The sequence below is a fragment of the Thiohalobacter sp. COW1 genome (genome assembly GCF_016629505.1).
GTDB lineage: Bacteria > Pseudomonadota > Gammaproteobacteria > Thiohalobacterales > Thiohalobacteraceae > Thiohalobacter > Thiohalobacter thiocyanaticus_A.
On record NZ_AP024239.1, the window covers coordinates 128,937 to 147,671 of the forward strand.

The 18,735-nt window shown below is 59.4% G+C and carries 24 protein-coding genes; 1 reads left to right on the forward strand and 23 read right to left on the reverse strand.

Features of this window, described 5'->3' with window-relative positions:
- Positions 1-171: 171 nt before the first annotated feature.
- From COW1_RS00545 to COW1_RS00650, 23 genes are all read right to left on the reverse strand, one after another.
- Positions 172-780: a hypothetical protein gene (locus tag COW1_RS00545; RefSeq protein ID WP_201345063.1), complete on the reverse strand. Its 609-nt coding sequence runs from the start codon at positions 778-780 to the stop codon at positions 172-174.
- An 83-nt stretch (positions 781-863) separates the two neighbouring features.
- Positions 864-1,052, reverse strand: coding sequence for a hypothetical protein (locus COW1_RS00550; protein ID WP_201345064.1), 189 nt, complete (start codon positions 1,050-1,052; stop codon positions 864-866).
- Between the two features lie 5 nt (positions 1,053-1,057).
- A complete protein-coding gene (locus COW1_RS00555) occupies positions 1,058-1,438 on the reverse strand; it encodes a hypothetical protein (RefSeq protein ID WP_201345065.1) in 381 nt (126 codons plus the stop codon).
- A 443-nt stretch (positions 1,439-1,881) separates the two neighbouring features.
- Positions 1,882-2,145, reverse strand: a complete 264-nt coding sequence (locus tag COW1_RS00560) for a hypothetical protein (protein WP_201345066.1) — start codon at positions 2,143-2,145, stop codon at positions 1,882-1,884.
- Between the two features lie 12 nt (positions 2,146-2,157).
- Entirely contained in the window at positions 2,158-2,637 is a 480-nt protein-coding gene (locus COW1_RS00565) for a DUF3275 family protein (RefSeq protein WP_201345067.1), read from the reverse strand.
- Positions 2,638-2,902: 265 nt separating this feature from the next.
- On the reverse strand, positions 2,903-3,070 hold the full coding sequence (locus COW1_RS00570) for a hypothetical protein (protein ID WP_201345068.1): 168 nt from the start codon (positions 3,068-3,070) through the stop codon (positions 2,903-2,905).
- A gap of 284 nt (positions 3,071-3,354) precedes the next feature.
- Entirely contained in the window at positions 3,355-3,987 is a 633-nt protein-coding gene (locus COW1_RS00575) for a DUF3577 domain-containing protein (protein ID WP_201345069.1), read from the reverse strand.
- Between the two features lie 230 nt (positions 3,988-4,217).
- Entirely contained in the window at positions 4,218-4,478 is a 261-nt protein-coding gene (locus tag COW1_RS00580) for a hypothetical protein (protein WP_201345070.1), read from the reverse strand.
- A gap of 17 nt (positions 4,479-4,495) precedes the next feature.
- Positions 4,496-5,305, reverse strand: a complete 810-nt coding sequence (locus COW1_RS00585; RefSeq protein ID WP_201345071.1) for a ParB/RepB/Spo0J family partition protein — start codon at positions 5,303-5,305, stop codon at positions 4,496-4,498.
- Positions 5,287-7,896, reverse strand: coding sequence for a DNA topoisomerase III (locus COW1_RS00590; RefSeq protein WP_201345072.1), 2,610 nt, complete (start codon positions 7,894-7,896; stop codon positions 5,287-5,289). Before COW1_RS00590 ends, COW1_RS00585 begins: the two co-directional genes overlap by 19 nt.
- Positions 7,897-7,963: 67 nt before the next feature.
- A complete protein-coding gene (locus COW1_RS17110) occupies positions 7,964-8,098 on the reverse strand; it encodes a hypothetical protein (protein WP_255534267.1) in 135 nt (44 codons plus the stop codon).
- A gap of 177 nt (positions 8,099-8,275) precedes the next feature.
- Positions 8,276-8,671, reverse strand: a complete 396-nt coding sequence (ssb, locus tag COW1_RS00595) for a single-stranded DNA-binding protein (protein WP_201345073.1) — start codon at positions 8,669-8,671, stop codon at positions 8,276-8,278.
- Between the two features lie 155 nt (positions 8,672-8,826).
- Positions 8,827-9,246: a hypothetical protein gene (locus tag COW1_RS00600; RefSeq protein WP_201345074.1), complete on the reverse strand. Its 420-nt coding sequence runs from the start codon at positions 9,244-9,246 to the stop codon at positions 8,827-8,829.
- Between the two features lie 81 nt (positions 9,247-9,327).
- Complete coding sequence (locus COW1_RS00605; protein WP_201345075.1) at positions 9,328-10,098, reverse strand: PFL_4669 family integrating conjugative element protein; 771 nt, start codon at positions 10,096-10,098, stop codon at positions 9,328-9,330.
- A gap of 110 nt (positions 10,099-10,208) precedes the next feature.
- Positions 10,209-11,582: a hypothetical protein gene (locus COW1_RS00610; RefSeq protein ID WP_201345076.1), complete on the reverse strand. Its 1,374-nt coding sequence runs from the start codon at positions 11,580-11,582 to the stop codon at positions 10,209-10,211.
- A gap of 5 nt (positions 11,583-11,587) precedes the next feature.
- Complete coding sequence (locus COW1_RS00615; protein WP_201345077.1) at positions 11,588-12,244, reverse strand: DUF2857 domain-containing protein; 657 nt, start codon at positions 12,242-12,244, stop codon at positions 11,588-11,590.
- A gap of 3 nt (positions 12,245-12,247) precedes the next feature.
- Positions 12,248-13,981 carry a ParB family protein gene (locus tag COW1_RS00620; protein ID WP_201345078.1) on the reverse strand — a complete coding sequence of 578 codons (1,734 nt, stop codon included), beginning with the start codon at positions 13,979-13,981 and terminating at the stop codon, positions 12,248-12,250.
- Between the two features lie 245 nt (positions 13,982-14,226).
- A complete protein-coding gene (locus COW1_RS00625) occupies positions 14,227-15,048 on the reverse strand; it encodes a ParA family protein (RefSeq protein ID WP_201345079.1) in 822 nt (273 codons plus the stop codon).
- 64 nt (positions 15,049-15,112) lie between these two features.
- Positions 15,113-15,769 (reverse strand): FlhC family transcriptional regulator, encoded by a 657-nt coding sequence (locus COW1_RS17210; protein WP_370590879.1) that lies wholly within the window; start codon positions 15,767-15,769, stop codon positions 15,113-15,115.
- 16 nt (positions 15,770-15,785) lie between these two features.
- On the reverse strand, positions 15,786-16,079 hold the full coding sequence (locus tag COW1_RS00635; RefSeq protein WP_201345081.1) for a flagellar transcriptional regulator FlhD: 294 nt from the start codon (positions 16,077-16,079) through the stop codon (positions 15,786-15,788).
- Positions 16,080-16,298: 219 nt separating this feature from the next.
- A complete protein-coding gene (locus COW1_RS00640) occupies positions 16,299-16,616 on the reverse strand; it encodes a hypothetical protein (protein ID WP_201345082.1) in 318 nt (105 codons plus the stop codon).
- Between the two features lie 390 nt (positions 16,617-17,006).
- Positions 17,007-17,825, reverse strand: a complete 819-nt coding sequence (locus tag COW1_RS00645; RefSeq protein ID WP_201345083.1) for an ImmA/IrrE family metallo-endopeptidase — start codon at positions 17,823-17,825, stop codon at positions 17,007-17,009.
- Between the two features lie 9 nt (positions 17,826-17,834).
- A complete protein-coding gene (locus tag COW1_RS00650) occupies positions 17,835-18,155 on the reverse strand; it encodes a helix-turn-helix domain-containing protein (RefSeq protein WP_201345084.1) in 321 nt (106 codons plus the stop codon).
- Positions 18,156-18,266: 111 nt separating this feature from the next.
- Here COW1_RS00650 and COW1_RS00655 point away from each other — a divergent pair, with 111 nt between their 5' ends.
- Complete coding sequence (locus COW1_RS00655) at positions 18,267-18,722, forward strand: hypothetical protein (RefSeq protein WP_201345085.1); 456 nt, start codon at positions 18,267-18,269, stop codon at positions 18,720-18,722.
- Positions 18,723-18,735 lie beyond the last annotated feature (13 nt).

Here is an 18,735-nt window from a genome sequence, read left to right on the forward strand (position 1 = left end):
CGAGACCCGAGGGCCCGCACCTCTCCCCGATCCGAAGGTGCTTGGTTGGCGCCGGCAGTGACCGGCAGGGCACGACTGAACCGCAGTCGCCACGGTAGAAACTACCTTTCCCGAAGGCCCGCGCCGCAGGCCTTCGGGAAAGGCCCCCCGCAGGGGACCGGGATGACGGTTCTAAGCCGCCTCTGGACAGGAGTCGGTTGCCCCGTCTTCAAGCGACAACCGCCTGCTCCGTACAAGGAAGGAGATCTCGTTCTCGATACGATCTCTCTCAGACAGGTCGATCTCGAAAGCGCTGACGCGACAGCCATCAATCCTTCTTAGGCAACCCATATCGTCAAGGCGGGCAAGCAACACATCCTGCCAATGATCGAGCACGGGTACCCAGAGGATCTGTTTGAGCATCTGCCACAGGGCTTCGGTGAGGTTCTGCGCTCCTTCGTGCTGAAGCAGCAGGGCGCGGCCGTTCGAGCGATCGGCGTCGACCGCGAGCCGATCATAGAGCCAGAGGTGGACCAGCTCGCCGAATACCGAGCCTGAGCGGCGCGCTGTCAGGCGCATAAGGCCGTCAGGATCAGCGTTGGATGCGGTGCAAGCGTCCGCATCACCTGGGCCACCGATACGGAACGTACGAAGCCCGCCATCACGCTCAGGAAGGGAAAGTCGGGCCAGAAACTCCTGAATCGCCGTATCTCTTCCCCAAAGTGACAGGAAGCGTACGCCTCTGTCGTCTACAAGGTGGGCATCGACGAAGATGCCCGGCACTTCTCTAATCTCAAGCATGATGTTTCTCCTGGTTGAGCCGGTAACACCATGCCCCGTGGGGGAAGATGGTTTCCCCGGCGGGATTGAAAATGAACAGGTTCTCAATACGGCACATCATTTCCGAAGGGATAGATGACAAATCCCGTATCGAAGTAACCGGTTTCATTCGGAATTAACGTCTCCGAGATACGGATCTCGCAATCAGGAAAACGCGCCTCGATAGTCGAGGCGGCTTCCCGTGCCGCGGTTTCTGTGTAGGCGTAGGCGATGTCCTCAATAGTTCCAGGCATCACCGTCACCATCCCGAGTAGGTCAGGAGTAGTTCCGCAATGATCTCCGCGTGCTCACGGTCGAGTTTCGACGCGATATCGCATATGTTTGGAAAACCTGCGTCTTCCAGGAGCCTCTGGCCCCACTCGGCGTTGTAGAACGAGCACATCGCTCCAAGGAACGCGGCTTCGCCGCGGCTCAGGACGCCGATGTCCTGCTCGACAAGGTCCCAGTTGGGGCGCAACTGATTTTTGTCTGTTGCAGACCCGGCCGACGACGTCTTGACCTCGAAGAACCGCGTGCCGATGAGTGTGACTCCGCGCTTCCAGGCCTCCAGAAACCGCTGTGCGCGGATCCTGTAATCGTTCAATGGATGGGACAGTTCCTGCAGATGAGCTTCCAGCATGATGGCTCTCCTTAGTGAAGGGGTTGGATCGACAGCAGACGAATGGAACCATCCGCTGCAATGTACAGGCTGCACCGGCGGCTGCCGCTGATCGCGACGTGGGACGGTTCACCGAACCTGCGCTGCGTGCTCATCGGGATCCGCCGAATCGTTTGATATGACGTTGACATGGTGTGTCTCCTGAATTGATACAGGAGGCACACCACTGCTCTGCAGGAAGGTGTCTCCCCCGCAGGGTTGATGAAGTTGTTGAGCAGGGACCGAGACCCGAACCCCCTAAGGGGATAAAGGTCCGCCTCTCTTCCCGATCCGGAGAAGCGTTGCAGAGCCGGTGTAACCGGCAGGGCGCGACTGGGCCGCAGTCGCCACGGTGAAATCGCCTTTCCCCAAGGCCCGCAGCGCAGGCCTTTGGGAAAGGCCGCCCCCGAAGGGGCGGAGGGTTGTCAGGTGATCACCTCAAGCTCGAGATCCATTGCCTCCGGCGGTGCACCCACCGAACTGGGTATGCTGCCTTCATACTGGTCCGCATACCGTCGTTCGAGAGCCCTCAACTTTACCGCTGCCTCAGCAAGCGATGATGCGGACTCTACGATGCACACGGCGTCGACGATGCCATCGAGGCGACCAAACAGCTCGGCACGCTCGACCGGATCCGTCGTTTCGACCCAGCGGCAATGCCGCATTACCACGGAAACGCCGCGTCGCATGGCTATTCCTCCCTATGTCGCTTTTTGGAAGAACCGTCCGACCGGTTGGAACTGGAAGCCCAGCTCCTTCAGGCGTGTGGCCTGACGGCGGAGCAGGGAACGGTCCACGGTCGGATCGAGTTTCACCTTCTCGTCAAGCGGCCAAAGTTCACCGAACAGCTCAGCATCTTCGCCGGGCAGCTCCGTTTCCACTTCCGGTTCGGGCTCGACCGCGGCAATTACCTCCTGCTCGTCGATAGTGGTATCGACATCGACCAGTGCGATGGCCTCGATGTCAGCCCTTACTTCGACGATGGAGCGACCACCGATGACATAAGATGCGGGATAGATCCTGGAAATGGTGAACTCACCGGAGTAGGCGCCGGGATCGAACTCCTCGATGCCGCGCTTTACGGCAAATTCACCAATCTCCGTGGTGAGCCGACCCACATTGAATGAGCCGTGACGGCCGTCGATGCTCCGAATTTGCACGGAGCCTGAAAGCTTTATCATGATAGATGCCTCCTTGAGTTGAGTATTGATAATCCGTCGGAGGCGTTCGTCCCCACCGGGGAGTTGCCTGCCCGGCGGAGTGGTTGCGTTGAAACAGAATCGAGACCTGAAGGTCCGCACCTCCTCCCGATTCGAAGGTGCTTTGTTGGCACCGGCTCGCGCCGGCAGGGTGCCACTGGTGCCGCAGTGGCCACGGTAGTAATCGTCTCTCCGCAGGGCCGACACGCGACCCTCTGGAGAGACGCCGCAAAATGCGGCGCCATGACTACTCTTCGTCAGACTCTTCGCTGGCAAGAATGATCTCCTCGACCTCCAGCTCCTCCACCTCAATGCCGTCTGTGCTCATATCCAGTTCCTCCTCGTATTCCCGTTTATGAAGACCGAGGTCTCCCCCCAACACCGCATCGCGGCGCTCGGGGGAGACCCCGGCCATGGGCCGGGGAGGTTTGTCATCATAGGGTGATCGCCATTGCGATCATCTGGCTGACGACGAAATACAGCACAAACATTTGAGGAGTGAAGATGGACGTAGACATGGATATATCTCCTTGGTTAAGGCGCCGGAGACACACCACGCCCCTGCACGGGAAGGTGTTTCCCGGCAGGGCGGTTGAAAATGTAGTCGAACAGAGACCGAGACCCTAAGGCCCGCACCTCCTCCCGATCCGAAGGTGCTTCAAGGGGCCGGGATTGACCCCGGCGTTTGTGTGATGAATGTCAGGCCGCCTTCGGCAGGCGCCAGACCTTGGCCTGTCCGTTGAACCGGTAGCCCTTCTTCTTCAGCTCCGCCTTGCGGGCCTCGAAGTCGGGATCGTCCTTCGACAGACTGACCTCTTCTGGCAGAAGCGCATCGATCTCGTCATCGACATTGCAGGATTCCGAAGTCGTTGCGACAGCTTCTTCATTGCTCTGCTCGTCGGAGGTTTCAGCATTGCCCTGATAGACGATGTTGCCGTCAACCTTCACCCAGTCCAGGCGCAGCAGCCGGGCTTTGAGGCTTACGCCTGTCTCGCCCTGCTTTTGGCCTTTCTCGTAGGTGAACGTGTCGGTATAGAGATCACCGAGACGGAACCCCGCCAGTACCTTGTGGCGCAGGGTAGTACCGTCACCGGCCATGCGTCCCTGATCATTGATTTGGGGCATAAGCCGTTCAATGACCTCTTTCGCCTCACTGCCGACAACACGGCAGTCGAAGCGGGTCTTCTGGACGTTATCGGACGGTCCGTACAGGGCGGTCACATCGACGGCGATGAACGATTCCCTGCGTTTGGGTGACACCTCACGCGCGCGGTTGAGGTAACCGATGCCGTTAATGTGGAGGTCGAAGTACTTCTCGTTGGAATTGCTCATGGCGTTTCTCCTTTCAGATGGTTGAACAGGGGAAACACCACGCTTGTGACAGCGCCCGCAACGGGAAGGTGATTCCCCGCTGGGGTTGGATTGAAGTGGAACAGGGACCGAGACCTTAAGGTCTGCCTCTCTTCCCGATCCGGAGAGGCTTTGCAGCGCCGGTGAAACCGGCAGGGCGCGACTGGGCCGCAGTCGCCACGGATGAATGTGCAAACTAATAGACGATAACGTCAGTCCTCATCAAGGATAAATGTCGAGCATTCATCGATGAAATAATTGCGGACCGCCGATGCGAACTCCATCAGTTCCGGCATCTCCTCTGCCATCGCAACAAAATCCAAGACCGTAGAGTGGCGAGTCAGCTGGAGCATGATGTGCTGTGCCTGTTCTCGCTGACTGTCCGTCAATGCGTAGCCAGTCGCTTCTTCAAAAATTGAAGTGATCGCGATCGCGTCACTGGGTTCCGTTCTGTCCAGAACAGGTGAATCCATCTGTCTTCCTCCTTGTCTTATCGTTCCAGTTGTACTCCGAGGCGCACGAGAATCCCTTCGAGTTCTTCGAGATTGTGGAACCTGAAGAGTATCGTACCGTCCTTCGAGACCTCATTGAAGTCGAGTGAAGTAGGGGATCCTACCGTCTCACCAACCATACGCTCCAGGCGATCTATGTTGGGGTCCCGCCCGGACCTGTTGCCGACTTCCTCGGCCTGCAGGCGCACCTCGCGCTCGAGGTGACGGACGGTCCAGTGCCTGGCAGCGGCCTGTTGCGCAACACGAATCTGTTGGTTGCCGTTAAGACCAGCAAGCACCTTCGCATGGCCCAGCATCAGCTTGCCGGATGCGATCAGATCCTTTACCGGGATCTCGAGCCGGGAGACGCGAAGCAGGTGCGATATCTGCTCACGCTTGTACCCCAATGCTTCCGCGATTTCCTTGTGTGTCAGCCCCAGCTCATCCACCAGACGGGCAATGCCCTCCGCTTCATCGACCGGGTTCAGGTCCTCCCGCTGCACGTTCTCCGTCATCGCAAGCAATGCGGCTGCCTTGTCGTCCATCTCACGGACGACAACGGGCACCTCATGGAGACCTGCCAGCTGTGCCGCCCGCCAGCGTCGCTCGCCGGCGAGGATTTCGTAGCCACCATCAGGCAACGGTCGGACCACGATAGGCTGCACCACCCCCTGACTGCGGATCGAGTCGGCGAGTTCAAGGAGAGTTTCGGCAGGGAAATCATGCCGCGGCTGGAAACGGCCGCGGCGCAACTGCTCTACGCCAACATGAAGCAGGGTGTCATCCCCGGTTAGCGCTGAGGCATCCATGAGAAATACCGACACTTTGGATAGTTCGAGCACCCGAGGAACGGACTGCCCTCGTTCTTGCCGCTCTTCATCGTGCGCTGGACCAGTGTGCCTTTGCCGCACTCTGGACAGGAGTTGCCTGCATAGGCCTGGTGGCAGGTAGCTTTCAAGGTCGATCGAGAATGGCTCGGTTCTTCACGCCCATAGGCATCAAATACCAACGTCAGTTTGCCGTCCACAATGCGGGCGCTTGCGTCAAATTTCCTGCCTGTCTTGCCCTTCAACCCCTTGAGCGCCACCTGCTCGCCTGTCAATAGCCCCAAAGCTTGTTTCTCGGACAGCTTTTTCCCGAACGACTCCTTCCACACGATGTTGTTGCAGGCTTTGCACTGCCAGGCTTTCGGCGACTCATGGATGTCACCGCCGCATTGACAGGTGCCGACAGCCTCGTCCCTTCGCCGTCCGGGTTTGCCGCCACTGTCGGGAAGACTGATTTGGCACTCCGGATATCCGGAGCAGCCCCAGAAGAATCCACTCTTGCCCTTGCGTCGTCGCAATGGCTTACCGCACTCGGGGCACGGGGGCTGTTCTACGGACATGCCGCCCAGGTCGCCCAGCTCGCCGCTTTGCTTCGCGCGCGAGACCATAGCCGCAACCCACTCGGCCTGGCGCTGCACAAACTCATCAAGATGGCCGCGCCCCTGGGCAATATCGTCCAGCGCCTGTTCCCAAAGCGCCGTCGTTCCGGGATCCTTGACCGGGCCGGGCAGGGCGTCGACAAGGGCCCGGCCTGTTTCGGTGGAGATCAGGTTCTTCTTGCGCTTCATCATGAATCCGCGGTCGAGCAGAGTCTTGATGATGCCGGCACGCGTCGCCTCGGTACCGATAACGGAGGTCTCCCTCAGTACCTGCCTCAGCCGCTCGTCGTTGATCAGCTTCGCCACGTTTTTCATGGCGGCGATCAACGTCCCTTCTGTGAATCGCGCCGGTGGCTTGGTGTGTTTGACTGCCACCGCTGCCTCGACAACGGGGCAGGTTGTGCCCTTGGTGAGCTGGGGTAGGTCCTGGTCCGGCGCGCTATTTCCTGGCGCGCCGGAATCCCCGGCCGCGCTCCCTGCGCGGCTCGGGATACCCCCCATCCCTGGGGGTAACCGTCCATCCGTGGACATAACATCGGCGTCATCATCGCCGTCAACGCTGGATGACTGGTACAGGGACTTCCATCCTTCAGCCACGATGCGCCGGCCGGTCGCCCGGAACGTTTCGCAGGACCGCGAAATGTGGCCGTCGGAGGCGATCCCGGAGGGACTCGGGACAGGGATGTCCCGAGTCAAGATATCCTGTTGGACCCAGAGGCAAACCACTGTCTTGTCGAACTCGTGGGCCGGATAGAACTGGGCCAGGTAGCGACGGCGGATCAGGTCGTAGACTTTTCGCTCACCGTCGCCCATACGTGTAATGTCGGCTGGCGCAGTGGTCGGCATGATCGCATGGTGGGCCGTTATTTTGCCGTCGTTCCAGGCCCTGGACCGCAGGTTCAGATCCGCGTTCGATACCGTTTGGACAAGTTCAGGGTCCGAACGGGTCAAGGCCTCCAGCACTGTCGAGGCCTCCGCCAGCATGCTTTCCGGAAGATAGGGGCAGTCGGTTCGCGGATAGGTGACCGCTTTGTGTGACTCGTAGAGCGCCTGGACCGTATCCAGAACCTGCTGCGCACCCATTCCGAACCGTTTGTCCGCCTCCTGCTGCAGCGTCCCCAGGTCATAGGGCAGGGGCGGCAGCTCGTGCCCGCGCTTCGTCTCGATGCTCGTGACAGAACCATGCTTGCCTGAAAGCTGCTGCGCCAAAGTGCGGGCCGCCTGTTCATTGATGCAGCGGCCCTCGGCATCCGATATCTCCTGCCGCGGCACCCACTTGGCTCGAAACCGTCCACCGTCAGTGTCAAACGTTACCAGCACATCCCAGTACGGAACCGGCTGGAATGAATCGATGTCCCTGTCGCGATCCACCACAAGTCTCAACGTGGGTGTCTGGACGCGACCGACCGACAGGACTCCGTCATGCCCCTGCTCACGGCCGAGAACCGTGTATGCGCGGGTCAGGTTCATGCCGACGAGCCAGTCGGCCCGGGAACGTCCCAGGCCGGCCCAGTAGAGTGGCTGTGTCTGCTCCCCGGGACACAGGGAGGCAAGCGCCTTTCGGATACTCGTCTCGTCCAGGGCTGAAAGCCACAGGCGCGACAGCGGCCCGTTCCACCGGCAAAGCTGCAACACCTCACGTGCGATCATCTCGCCCTCACGATCCGCGTCGGTGGCGATCACGACCTCACCGGCTTTCGACAACAGCGCCTTGATGATCCCGAACTGTTTGCGCGCATCCCGCTTCACCTCGAGCCGCCAGTCCATCGGCAATATCGGCAGGGTCTCCAGGGACCAGTGTTTGTACTGCTCGCCATACCCTTCCGGAGACGCCATCTCCAGGAGGTGGCCGAAACACCACGTCACCGTAACGCCGTCACCCTGCAGGCAGCCGTCTCCCTTGCCGTTGGCGCCAAGCACGCGAGCGATGTCACGCGCCTGGGACGGCTTCTCGCAGAGGAACAAGCGGGTCATGGCACCAGAATCCGCCAGGACTCATCCTGGACGGCCTCGATGTTGTCTGAGAGGGGGTGGAGATTCATCATGCCTCCACCTCGCGCTCGTCTTCAAGGGAAACCAGTTCCCATCCACCGTCACGGGTGAAGCGGGCAACGCCATCCTGCTCAAGGCGGCGCAACTCAGCCCCAATTCGGGAGTCATGGCGGGTGGCGGTCACGCGTCTCCTCAGTGTGGAGATGGGAACTGGTGACCGCGCTGCTGCCAGGGCAGTCACCAGTTCCTCCCGTAACGTGGAACACGCTGCGCTCATGGCTGATTCACCGAGTCGCACAACACGCTGCCAGGCGCAAACCGCACCAGTCGTGATTCCAGCGCCACCATGGCAAGGTCGTAATTAGTCAGCTTCGGTTTCATCGGCTGACTCCTTCCTGCGCAGCTGAATGCTTTCCACACGGTAGAGATCGAGATCGACATTGTCGGCCTGCACCTCGGGTCGGGTGCGGGGCTCGCCGCTCTCCTTGTCGGTCCACTCGTGATTGACGAGTGTACCCGTCACGGCCACGCGGGCACCCTTGCCCAAGACCTTCGCGGCGGCCTCTCCCTTCGGCCCCCAAAGGTTGACGTTGAGCCAGAACCCGCCGCGGTCGACGAAACCGCCGTCCCCGTCCGGAACGCTCCTGTCAAAGTAGACACGCATTTCCGCCACGGAACGTTTCTCTCCGTCCACCTCGACCTGCTTGATCGATGGCGCCGCACCCAGGTTACCTCTGCCCCTGAACTCGTTAGCCATGTAACACTCCTTGGTTTGATTGGAATCCCGTGCAGATTTATCGGGATGCGACCTTGCGGCAATGGACAATGGCGACTGATTCCGATGCCGATTACTGCGGTACACACAAATGCAATGCCCAGTCGCATACGCAAACCCCACGAACCCTCCAACCCTTACACCTCTGCTTCGCGCAAACGGTCAATACGTCCCAGAAAATCCCGCAGACGAATGCGCTCGTAGTCGGTGAGCGCCAGTGCCAGATTCAGGTGTATCCGTCGCCGCTCGAACGCCAGCCACACCTTCCGCACATCGGTCGGCAATCTATCCAGGAGCGAACGACCGGTTTCGGACGTCAGGTCAAAGCTGACTGCCTTGTGGCCTGCTCGGCGCCAGCGGTAGCCTGTCAGTGTCCTGTCCGAGTAGCGTGTCGGGTAGGCAGGCGCCGAAGGAAATCGCTCCCGAAACTCCTGAAGCATCTCCTGTCCCATCTGCTGCAGTTTGCCCCTGCGTCGCTCCAACTCACCAAGCCGTGCCCTGGCCTCCCGGATGTTGTGGAACGGAAGCTCCAGGTTGCCGATCCACTTCTCACTCACCGGGTTCCCCCCTTACCCTTAAAGGGCCCTTTAGGGCGCACACTGCTACGTCAGCATGCGTGCTGGTTTTGTACGTCAGCATCAGGCATCCACCTCATCGGCTGGCGCATCAACTTCGTCCTTATCCTCGGATTCCTCGGTATCGGCAGCTGCCTCATCTGCTCCCCGCACCCTGGGCGCATAAGCGGCCCGCAGTTCCCCTGCAATGACGGGCTGCGGCAGGTCACCCATTGCCTCCAGGGCCTTCCGGGCTTTCGCGGTGCCCTGCGCCAGATCCACACGTGTGATGCCCATGTAGCGGTAGCCCTTCGCTGTCTCGTATGCGGAGCGCAGTACGCGACCGCCCAGCGCCAGCAACTTCTCGCTGGTCTGAGAGTCCATGAGCCCTACATGGCGGGCAGTCAGCGACGCACGGACCAGTGCGTCGTAGTCGGCTAGGAGGTAGGCACCATGGAAGGCGTAGGGGTTGGAGAAGTTGAGCTCGAGCCGCGCCGGCGACAGGGACTGCGCCACCACGACATTGACTGCCGGTGCACCGGTAAGGTGCTGCTCGACCGTGCTCTCCATCTCCTTCAACTGGTCCCGGGCCCGCATCAGTTCCCGCTCTATCTTCACGAGCCACCAGTCGGCATAGGGATCGTCGGCGATGCTGCCGCCCCAGATGGGGCGGAGCATCGCGGCAAAGCGGAGCAGCCCCACGATCTCGTGTTTCCCTTCGGAGGTCATGCGCCCATAGACCAGCCGTTGTGCCTGGCGGGTCTGTATCTCCATGGTTGCCTGGCTGCGCAGGGCGCCGGGCGCATCGGCGCGGGAACGATTGTCCTGCTGTGCAGATGGAGCTGATGTGGTCATGATGTGGTCTCCTGTAGTTCGGTTGATGTAAGGGCGGGGCACCGTCAGGTACCTTCCGCTGTCGCCATGGCTTGATTCTTATCGTCGATGTGGATGTGCCACGTGGCACATCAGTGCTTCGCCTGTTCAAGTTCGCGCAGCTCCTCCCGTCGTCGGGCAAGCTGCGCCTCGAGGGCCTGGACATTTCCCCTGCCGGTATGGCGCGTGGCCTCAATCAGGCGCAGCAACGAACCGATCTCGCCGCGCAGGTTGCTGATGTTCAGCTTCTTGTCAGGAGGGCGGGGTCGTTCAGGCGGGCAGGGGGGCTCCACGGGGCACAGCTCGCCCGCTCTGGCCAGCTTGCAGAGCTTGGTGACGTAGTTGCCCAGGTTTCGGATGGGGGCATCCTTGTCGGCAAGCTTTGCCGCAAGCGCATTGATCACCTCCTGGTGATCGCCGGGACGATCCGGCAGATGGTGCTGCAGCATGCGCTGTACCAGCCGCTTGCGGTTATCGTCGACAGTTTGAGGCCAGTCGAGGGGAGGGAGAGAGGTGTCCACACTGTGGACAGGGCTCGAGTCCATGTGGGGGGTGTTTGAACTGCCTCCGGAGTCGTCCACACTGTGGACGAAGGAAAAATGATGTGGACTCTTCTGCTTCTCCCTGTTTGTAGTAGTAGTTATTTCAATACTACTACTGCTACGGTGTTTGCCGGTTTCAAATTCTGGAGCGTGGGCAGGATCAATGGGCCAGTCATAGGTTTCAAGATTTGAAATCAGTCCTGTTCCGCTGATTTCAAAATTTGAAATCGGCCCCTGGCCGCCCGACTCACAGGTTTCAGGATTTGAAATCCGCTTATCGGTGTTCGCGATGCCGGATTCACAATTTGAATCCTGTTTGTCGCCGAAGTATCCGGCAAAGCAGCGGCCATGGCCCGTTCGGATGGTTTCCATGGCCTCGAGTCGTTGCTCCATTGGGGTGATCGCCGCCAGGGGGTCACGTCCCTCGCCGATGTCATGATCGATAGCCGCCAGCACCAATTTGGCCACGCGGCGGGCGATACGGTCGAAATGCCCGGCGGCAGCCTGCTCCAGCAGCCCCATATATTCCGAATCGAGTGATGTGGTCTCCGCAAGGGAGGCCGGTTCGCTGTGCAGGCTCCAGACGAGTCCCCGCATCCGCCCCTGTGCGTCTCGCACCCTTCTGCATTGGGTGGCCCACCGGGCCATGCGGATGATCGCCCGGTCTCGCACTACGGTTGTAGGCGACTTGCCCAGATCGCGGGCGGTTTTGCCGACAGAGGGGAGAGGGTTGGCGCCATAGGGGTTGGTGCGTCCCGCCTGCATCAGATAGAGCAACTGGATCTTGGCGCTGTCTGGAAGAATGGGATCGCGTACGAGGATGGCCGGGTAGGCATCGCTCCAGACGCCAGTGAAAAACACTTGGTCCTGTGTGTCATCGGTGGCTTGGCCGTTCAGCATCTGCTGAGCGACCATTTCAACCATCGAGGCTACCGGGTTTGGCGAAGTGGCGTGTTTTGACGACATGGCGCCATTGCCCCACGTGGATCAGCAGGATGCTCCGCTGTTCGGGACCAGGGCGGAGTGGCCGCCTCATCGTCTCCGTCTTCACGCCAGCGTTGGGTGACCCGCCAGATCAGCCGAAGAGGAAGCTTGGTCGTCTCCGCCAGCTCGAGCCAGGCCTTCGGCGACACCAGGCTCGGTTCTTGTCCCAGCTTCTCCCAGGCCAACCACACGACTCTTTCCTGTTCTGCAGTGGGCTCCGGAGGCCTGCCGACCCCGGGAGGGGCGCCGAGCACCCGTCTGGCGAAGGTGTATTCTTTGACGCCCATGCCGAAGAGCGTCTGCATCATGTCTGAGGGCGCATCGTGGCTGATCAGCTCCATCCGCAGTTGCTGCATTTTTGCTTCCCTTCGGATCTGATCCACCACGGTCCAGAACGCTTCACGGTCCAACTCCACATGCAGGACGTGGCCGGCAAGCTTCCGTTCCAGATTGATAAGCTCGGACAGAGAGATGCCCCTGAGGGCCTCAGCCTCCCTTGGGCCGATGCCTATGTCGCGTAAAGCTGGCCAGTCTCCTTCGCTCAGGCAGGAGGCGACGTATCGAAGCACCGCATGTGTCAGCTCAAACTCTTTTCTCGCCATGATTCACTTCCACACCTTGCCGTCGCTTGCGGTGCGGATCGCGCAGTAGACATCGATGAGTACAAACAGAGCTCGTTTGGCGTAATCGCTCATCCGCGGCCACAACAGGGCACCGAGAAAGTTGATGGAGGCGGGCGGTATGTCCTGCCACATCGCCTCGGCACGAGGCTCCTGACCGGTGCCGAACAGTTTCTTGGCAGCCATGTGCCATGTGGGAAAGTCGGGTTCGCCGCCTTTGCACGCCACAGCGATACCCTCTTCGAGGGGGCGGTTCCTCCAGTGATCCGGCAGATACTCTGCGGCACGGTTGTCCGGCATGAACTGCTCCGAGATGCCGGCTAGCGTCCACCACAGGTAGCGCAGGTGGTTGATGTGATCAGCTCCAAGCTGTTGCTCGGCCTGCGCGATGACCTCATAGGAGTTGGGTCCGACCAGATACCCTACACCTGACGGAATAGGGTGGACGATGTCAGGACCCAACCTGGCCATGACAGTGACGCCCCGTGCCAGCGCCCATGCACGCTCCCGCAATACAGGAAGATCGTCCAGGGTGGGATTGGTGGGCACCGGATCGTTGACGATTGCCGGATTGGTTGCATCCTGGTACGCCCCCACTGCCGGCCTTTTCTGTGTCTCCTTGGCAGGCGTCTGTGCCGCGGTTTCTATGACGGGGGATGGACCTGTCTCACGGCTGACAGCATCATTCGTCACAGCGCTGGCGTCTTCCGTATGGCCGTCTTCGCTTGTCGACCGTGTTGCCGATCCTGACGGGTAGTCCTCCTGAAGGGGTGTGCCGGTTATGGTCGTGGCCCCGGCAGGGGAGAGGGACGATTTCTCGTCGCTGTCCTTCGGTGATTCTGTCATGGGCCGCCCGTCGAGTGCGGCACCGAACAGCAGGCTGGCCCGTTGCAGGTCGATGTCGGCGGAGACGGTCAGCTCCGTCTCCAGGTCACGGCGTATTGCGTCCAGGTCTAGTTGTTCTGCATCGTGCCTTGACATGACTTCGACGAATACGTCTTGGGCCATGTTGTCCGCGCCGAGTCCGAGGGACAGCCAGCATTGCCCGAAGGCCCGATCCAACGTCTTGATGCGCTCGATCTGGGGGCGCCCCATTCCAGCCTGGAGGGCGACTGGGATAGTCTGATACAGGACATCCACTGCATAATCGAACCAACCGAGCAACGTCTTGCCGATTCTGTATCCGCGCTCTTTGAGAACCGTCTCAAACCTGCGTAAGGAGAGATCTTCTTCGATTTCGTTACTGATCAGTTCTCTGAGTTCCCGGACAGCCAGAGCCCTGTCGATGAATATCAGGTCGCCGCGAAGATCGTTCTCCTTGAGATGCCCGAGCAGGGCGTCGGACTCCCTGGTCCAGGGCTGAAACAGGCAGTGGATGCGGTGGAAGCGCTCCTCTCCCGTCTCTGAATAAAGCTCCTTCAGTGCTCTCAGGCGGGTGTTGCCGCCTTTGAAGACCATATAGCGTTGTGCGCCGACGCGCCGCGTGATGGTGAGCGGCTGATCCATTTCACCCGCGGCCATTGACGCCTTGATCTCGTGATACTTGTCGTTGGGCGAGCGTCGGGGGTTGCGATCATAGAAGTCGATCGCGTCGATTTCGACGACCATTGGCGTTGCCGTTATCGGGTCCTCGGGGGGAGTCTCAGGGCGACGTTGGCCGAAGTGCGGCGTGGTCAGCATTTCAGCGAGCTGTGCGTCGGACGGGCGTTTCTTGCTCATGAGCTCACCTTCATCCCCTTTGTCCATGCATTGAGTTCATGGGGCGCAGGTGCTGCACATCGACCACCTCTGCACGGGCGCTGTGCCTCCTACGGTTTGGATCGAGAGCGAGGTGGGCTGCCTCCTCATGACTGCGAGCCTGGACGGTTAGCGTTCGGCATTCGATAGTCTCTCCGGCCGGCCAGCACACCTCTACGCCGAACATGGCTGGCGATGCCGCGTACGGAGACAGCAGAGAACGCATGTCATATCTCTCCGACCAAGTCAGCGGGAAGGTCAACGTGCGGCAGCAGCTCCTGCACCAGGGCTACCATGGTTTCCCTCGCACATGGGGTAGGGCCGCGGCGCTGCTTCTCCCAACGATGAACAGGGACTTGTCCGGTGGCGGCCTCGCGGTAAGCCACAGTGGCCGGTATGACAGTGTCGAGGATTGAGATGGTGCCATGCGATTCCGCGAAGGTTGCTTTGCGGAGTCCATCGGCAACGCGCCTTGCATCCACCGTGTGGTCCATACGGTAGATGAGGCCGTAGAGGTGTCCGACCGGGGCTCCCAGGTACTTCATCGGCTCCAGCCGGTCCAGCATAGCCAGCGTGCCACGGGCGAACTCCCGGGCCGAGAGGATTTCCGGAGGGATGGGGGATACAAGGAGGTCGGCGGCGAGGACCCCAACGTCCTGCAGGGGGCCAACCGCACCCTGAGTGTCGATCAGGACAACGTCATAGCCGCTCAGATTCTTGAGGGCCTGCTTCATCCGAACACGGCCGTCGGGGGTGTGCAACACCCAGTTTTCCAGGCTGCCTTCCGGGTCGTCAGACACCACGATATCGAGATTGGGAATGACGGTCCCGCTGATGGTGCCGTCGAACAAGCCTCCGGTGACCAGGCGGTGGAGGCCGTCGGGCGCCTGAAACTCAAGGGGGTAATACGAGCTCAGCGTGGGTTGGATATCCGCATCCACCAGCAGCACCCGATTGCCGGCATCCGCCAGGAGTCCTCCCAGATTGGCAGTAAGCGTCGTCTTGCCGACACCCCCCTTCGTGCTGGTGATAGTAATCTTCAGTGTCATCGACTACCCCTTGTGGCTATGAAGCTTTCGCGGCGCCTGCCTGTTCGACGGCTGTGCATGACGTTCAATGATGCTTCCCTCCATACCGCGTGTTCCCGCACTGGCCGCAGACCACGCGCCTGCGTCCTCTGCGCCGCGGGTCCATGGAGGCGCCGCAATGATGGCAGCGATGAAGGTGATAAAGCCGGCAACCAGGGCACTCGGCGCTGTTGCTGTCTACCGCGGACAGGAACGTCATGCCGCAGAACTCGCACACTCTTTCGTGCCATGTCTCCATGGTGACGAGACGCGGCACGAAAACGGTACGGGTCAGGTCGAGCTGTGGTTCTCGTACGAGCCGGGTATACGTCTCGTATACATCGATGACGATGCGCGCGGCGCTCCGCTCTGTCTGAACCAGGCGCTGGTGCAGCCGCCAGACGAGAGTGGCTTGCAACATGCGCACATCGCTTTCCCGGTACCAGGTATCGGTGAATGGTGTCTGGCCAGGGGGGGAGGGCGTGCCACACAATTGACGGTACAGACGGTTGGCCGTGGATTTTTCCAGCTTTGTCAGCTGGCAGACGAGCCCTGCACGCGCACCGAGCTGAATCAGTCGTATGGCCTCCATGATTCGCGTGGCGTGAACGCAAAGTTCGACATCGCAGCCAGTGCGATCGATTCGTCTGCCACAAGGCGGCGGGATCGAAGGGGCCAGTGCTGAACATACTGCGGGTTTCATTCACGTATCCTCTCCCCTACGGCACCGTGACCAACGGCGCATGCTCGATTACTGCCTCGATTTCTTCGGCACGTCCTTCGCGTAACGCCACGAACAGACGTGACCACCACCAGTGCTCCTGTCGAGGCATGAGTAACGGCTGCTTGATAAGCGAAATACGTGCGAGTTCCTTGGGTTTCAAATCCGCCAATAAGGAAGCCATCTCGACCTCCAAGCCGAGCATGGTGGCCCCCAATTCGGGATCTCGTTTGGCGAGGTCGCGGGCTTGGATCAGGTATTCAATATTTACCTCCGAAAAATCGAACTCCATGGCTACAGCTCCTTTGCTTCGATTGCAGTGACAAATTCCATTTCGGCGCTGTAGCGTGCGTCCTTGTCCGGCAAACAAAGTACGGAGTGTCTTTCCCGCATGTGCCGTGTAGGGTTCTTTCTACAACCCATGCCGACAGATACCGACCAAATGGTGGCGTGCAATGGACAGTCTGTTGGCTTCCTCAATTCGATCTCTCACTTCAGTTATTCTTCTGTTTCATGGCTGAGTGCATATTAGGGAACGTTCCGGTGCCTGTAATGAAACGCCGGTTTCAGTGGGGCGATCTTTCAGTGGCTTACTCGTCATGCCTTGGTCAATGACATCGGCGACCAACCGCGCCTCGAAGTACACCCTGCGGCCCAACTGCCTTCTGGCGTTTGAAAGCGCGACTGCCAACGGTTGCCGTTTGCGCGCGATGGCCATGCGCACCCCATTCGGACTCGTATGCATCACTTCGGCCAGATGCTTGATCGTCAGTAGCGGTCCGTAGTGCGTCAGGAGATACTCATGGGTCGCAGAGATAGACTGATTCACCGTTTGTGCTCCACTGTGCTCAATACGGCTATCGATGCTAGCGTTTAGCGGCGCGGAAATAACGGACGAAAGATGGCACCTGGAGGCCATCTTTCGCACTTGAAAAACACAAGGAGGATGAGCAGAAGCGGAACGTTTACCCGCTTGACCTACTGATTGGAGCCATTCCCGCAAATACGTGGAGTCACTCAAATGACGGCATGTGCGCCTGCCCAGCTTGGTGGTGCATGAGGTTTCGAGGCTGTGTGGGCCACCGGCACGTTCCGTACTGAGCACAGCCACTATGCATGGCTGATACCAGTTACACGCTGATGACGGACAGCCTAAGCCCTATGACTGATAGCTGCTATGGGAGGATTTCAGAATACTCTGAGGACGTCGCAATAGACATCACCATTCTGGAAACCGGTCCACCGAGTCTGGTACATCATCCAATATGTCCTGCTCATACTCCCTGGATTCCGCCGAAATCAGAATGAGCCTTTGCCCGTAGTACGGCATGTCAGCCGTTGATTGACTCAATGACCATGAGGCCGCCCGCTGTTCATCCAGCCATGTCTTCGCATCGATCTGGTTATCGTGCGAGGATGATATGTCTGGTATGGGATCGCCTTTGTTCAGCCAGAAGCCCGTCTGAGCCATGCGATCATTGCGTCGCCAACGGTGTATTCGTCCATCCTTTACGATGACGAGCGCCAATGCCTGGTGCGAAAGCTCCACCATCCGGTAGGCGGTGGCAGTCAGCGATGTCTGATACCGGTCAGCTAGTTGCGAGAGGTGTGCAACTGACGCCGCCGTGCCCTTGATGGAGCGCCTGAAATCATCGGGTGGCATGAGCAGGGTGACAGCGAAGCGATTGGCTTCCTGCTCAATGTTAGCGGCGTGCGTCGGATTTGCGCTGAAGTTGGTCAAGTCTGCCAGGGAGCACCGGAGTTCTTTTCTGTCCTTGTGCAGGAAGAAATGGCCAAGTTCGTGTCCCAGTGTGAAGTTCTTTCGTCCCTCCTCCCGGATGTTGTTGTTGTAGATTATGGCCGTGAGGCCAGGTTCGATGAACAAACCACCCTCAAATTCGGCATCGATGTCATCGCCATGCACCGTGATCCCGAAACCCTCGGCGATCGCGCGACAGTCCACCGGAAAGCGTTTGTCCTCGGGCTTGTCGTAAAACCAGGCTCTCAGGATTTCAATGGCTGCGCGTGTCGGTGTCATAACTACTGATCATTTGCTCTGTTTCAGAGCATCAAGTATCGACTTGAGTTGCTTCTTGGTCTCTTGCTTCAGACCCTGATACTCACGGAAGAAGACCTGATCCTGAACGTCATCAGCATTGATGGGCTTGCCCATGAGGTCCTCGACCGTTGTTTCCAGGGCTACGGCGATCTTGTAGACGGTTTCCGCCGACGGTCGGATGCCGGGTTTGTTCTCCAGTTCCCACACATAGCTCTTGGTCGACCCGATTTTTTTCGCGAGCCCCTCCAGCGTCAGGCCCTTGCTCTTTCGTAACTCACTGATTCTATTGCCTAGTTCGTTATCACTCATCATGACTCCTGAAAAGTTCGCTATAGCGATACTATCTGTTATACTAAATGTCGTATGATACTTAATAGTATCGCCCTAGCGAACCACTTTTTCCAGCATGAGGTAGTGACGATGACAGCAGAAACACACCATCTCGAGTTCGATGGCTACTGGCGGGAGCCCAATGTCGGTGGCATTCCCGCCCAATCCGGGATCTATTGCGTTTACGCTTGCAGGCACAACGTAAACGAGAAGACCGTCAGTCTGAAGCGGCTCATCTATATCGGGGAATCCGAAAATGTGCATGAGCGCATTGCCGGCCATGAGAAGTGGCCGGTGTGGCGCCGTTACCTGGAGGCGGGGCAGGAGTTGAGTTTCAGCTTTGCTCCGATCACCAACAGCAGGGTCCGCGTGGAGGCGGCTTGCATCTATGAGCACAAGCCGCCGGCAAATACCGAATATGTGGATAACTTCCCTTACGACACCACCACGGTCATCACGTCCGGGCGGAATGCGCTGCTCAAGGGCAGGTTCACGGCCTATCCCACTGGGAACAGCAGGGTGGGTTATGGCCTGTTGTCGCGATAACTAATCACAGGAG

Coding starts and splice junctions, on each gene's coding strand:
- COW1_RS00655 (WP_201345085.1), top strand. CDS start 18,267: ATGACAGCAGAAACACACCATCTCGAGTTCGATGGCTACTGGCGGGAG.
- COW1_RS00555 (WP_201345065.1), bottom strand. CDS start 1,438: ATGCTGGAAGCTCATCTGCAGGAACTGTCCCATCCATTGAACGATTAC.
- COW1_RS00590 (WP_201345072.1), bottom strand. CDS start 7,896: ATGACCCGCTTGTTCCTCTGCGAGAAGCCGTCCCAGGCGCGTGACATC.
- COW1_RS00570 (WP_201345068.1), bottom strand. CDS start 3,070: ATGGCCGGGGTCTCCCCCGAGCGCCGCGATGCGGTGTTGGGGGGAGAC.
- COW1_RS00560 (WP_201345066.1), bottom strand. CDS start 2,145: ATGCGACGCGGCGTTTCCGTGGTAATGCGGCATTGCCGCTGGGTCGAA.
- COW1_RS00580 (WP_201345070.1), bottom strand. CDS start 4,478: ATGGATTCACCTGTTCTGGACAGAACGGAACCCAGTGACGCGATCGCG.
- COW1_RS00585 (WP_201345071.1), bottom strand. CDS start 5,305: ATGGATGCCTCAGCGCTAACCGGGGATGACACCCTGCTTCATGTTGGC.
- COW1_RS00615 (WP_201345077.1), bottom strand. CDS start 12,244: ATGGCGAGAAAAGAGTTTGAGCTGACACATGCGGTGCTTCGATACGTC.
- COW1_RS17210 (WP_370590879.1), bottom strand. CDS start 15,769: ATGAAACCCGCAGTATGTTCAGCACTGGCCCCTTCGATCCCGCCGCCT.
- COW1_RS00550 (WP_201345064.1), bottom strand. CDS start 1,052: ATGCCTGGAACTATTGAGGACATCGCCTACGCCTACACAGAAACCGCG.
- COW1_RS00620 (WP_201345078.1), bottom strand. CDS start 13,981: ATGAGCAAGAAACGCCCGTCCGACGCACAGCTCGCTGAAATGCTGACC.
- COW1_RS00575 (WP_201345069.1), bottom strand. CDS start 3,987: ATGAGCAATTCCAACGAGAAGTACTTCGACCTCCACATTAACGGCATC.
- COW1_RS00635 (WP_201345081.1), bottom strand. CDS start 16,079: ATGGAGTTCGATTTTTCGGAGGTAAATATTGAATACCTGATCCAAGCC.
- COW1_RS00645 (WP_201345083.1), bottom strand. CDS start 17,825: ATGACACCGACACGCGCAGCCATTGAAATCCTGAGAGCCTGGTTTTAC.
- COW1_RS00650 (WP_201345084.1), bottom strand. CDS start 18,155: ATGAGTGATAACGAACTAGGCAATAGAATCAGTGAGTTACGAAAGAGC.
- COW1_RS00545 (WP_201345063.1), bottom strand. CDS start 780: ATGCTTGAGATTAGAGAAGTGCCGGGCATCTTCGTCGATGCCCACCTT.
- COW1_RS00625 (WP_201345079.1), bottom strand. CDS start 15,048: ATGACACTGAAGATTACTATCACCAGCACGAAGGGGGGTGTCGGCAAG.
- COW1_RS00610 (WP_201345076.1), bottom strand. CDS start 11,582: ATGGTTGAAATGGTCGCTCAGCAGATGCTGAACGGCCAAGCCACCGAT.
- COW1_RS00605 (WP_201345075.1), bottom strand. CDS start 10,098: ATGACCACATCAGCTCCATCTGCACAGCAGGACAATCGTTCCCGCGCC.
- ssb (WP_201345073.1), bottom strand. CDS start 8,671: ATGGCTAACGAGTTCAGGGGCAGAGGTAACCTGGGTGCGGCGCCATCG.
- COW1_RS00565 (WP_201345067.1), bottom strand. CDS start 2,637: ATGATAAAGCTTTCAGGCTCCGTGCAAATTCGGAGCATCGACGGCCGT.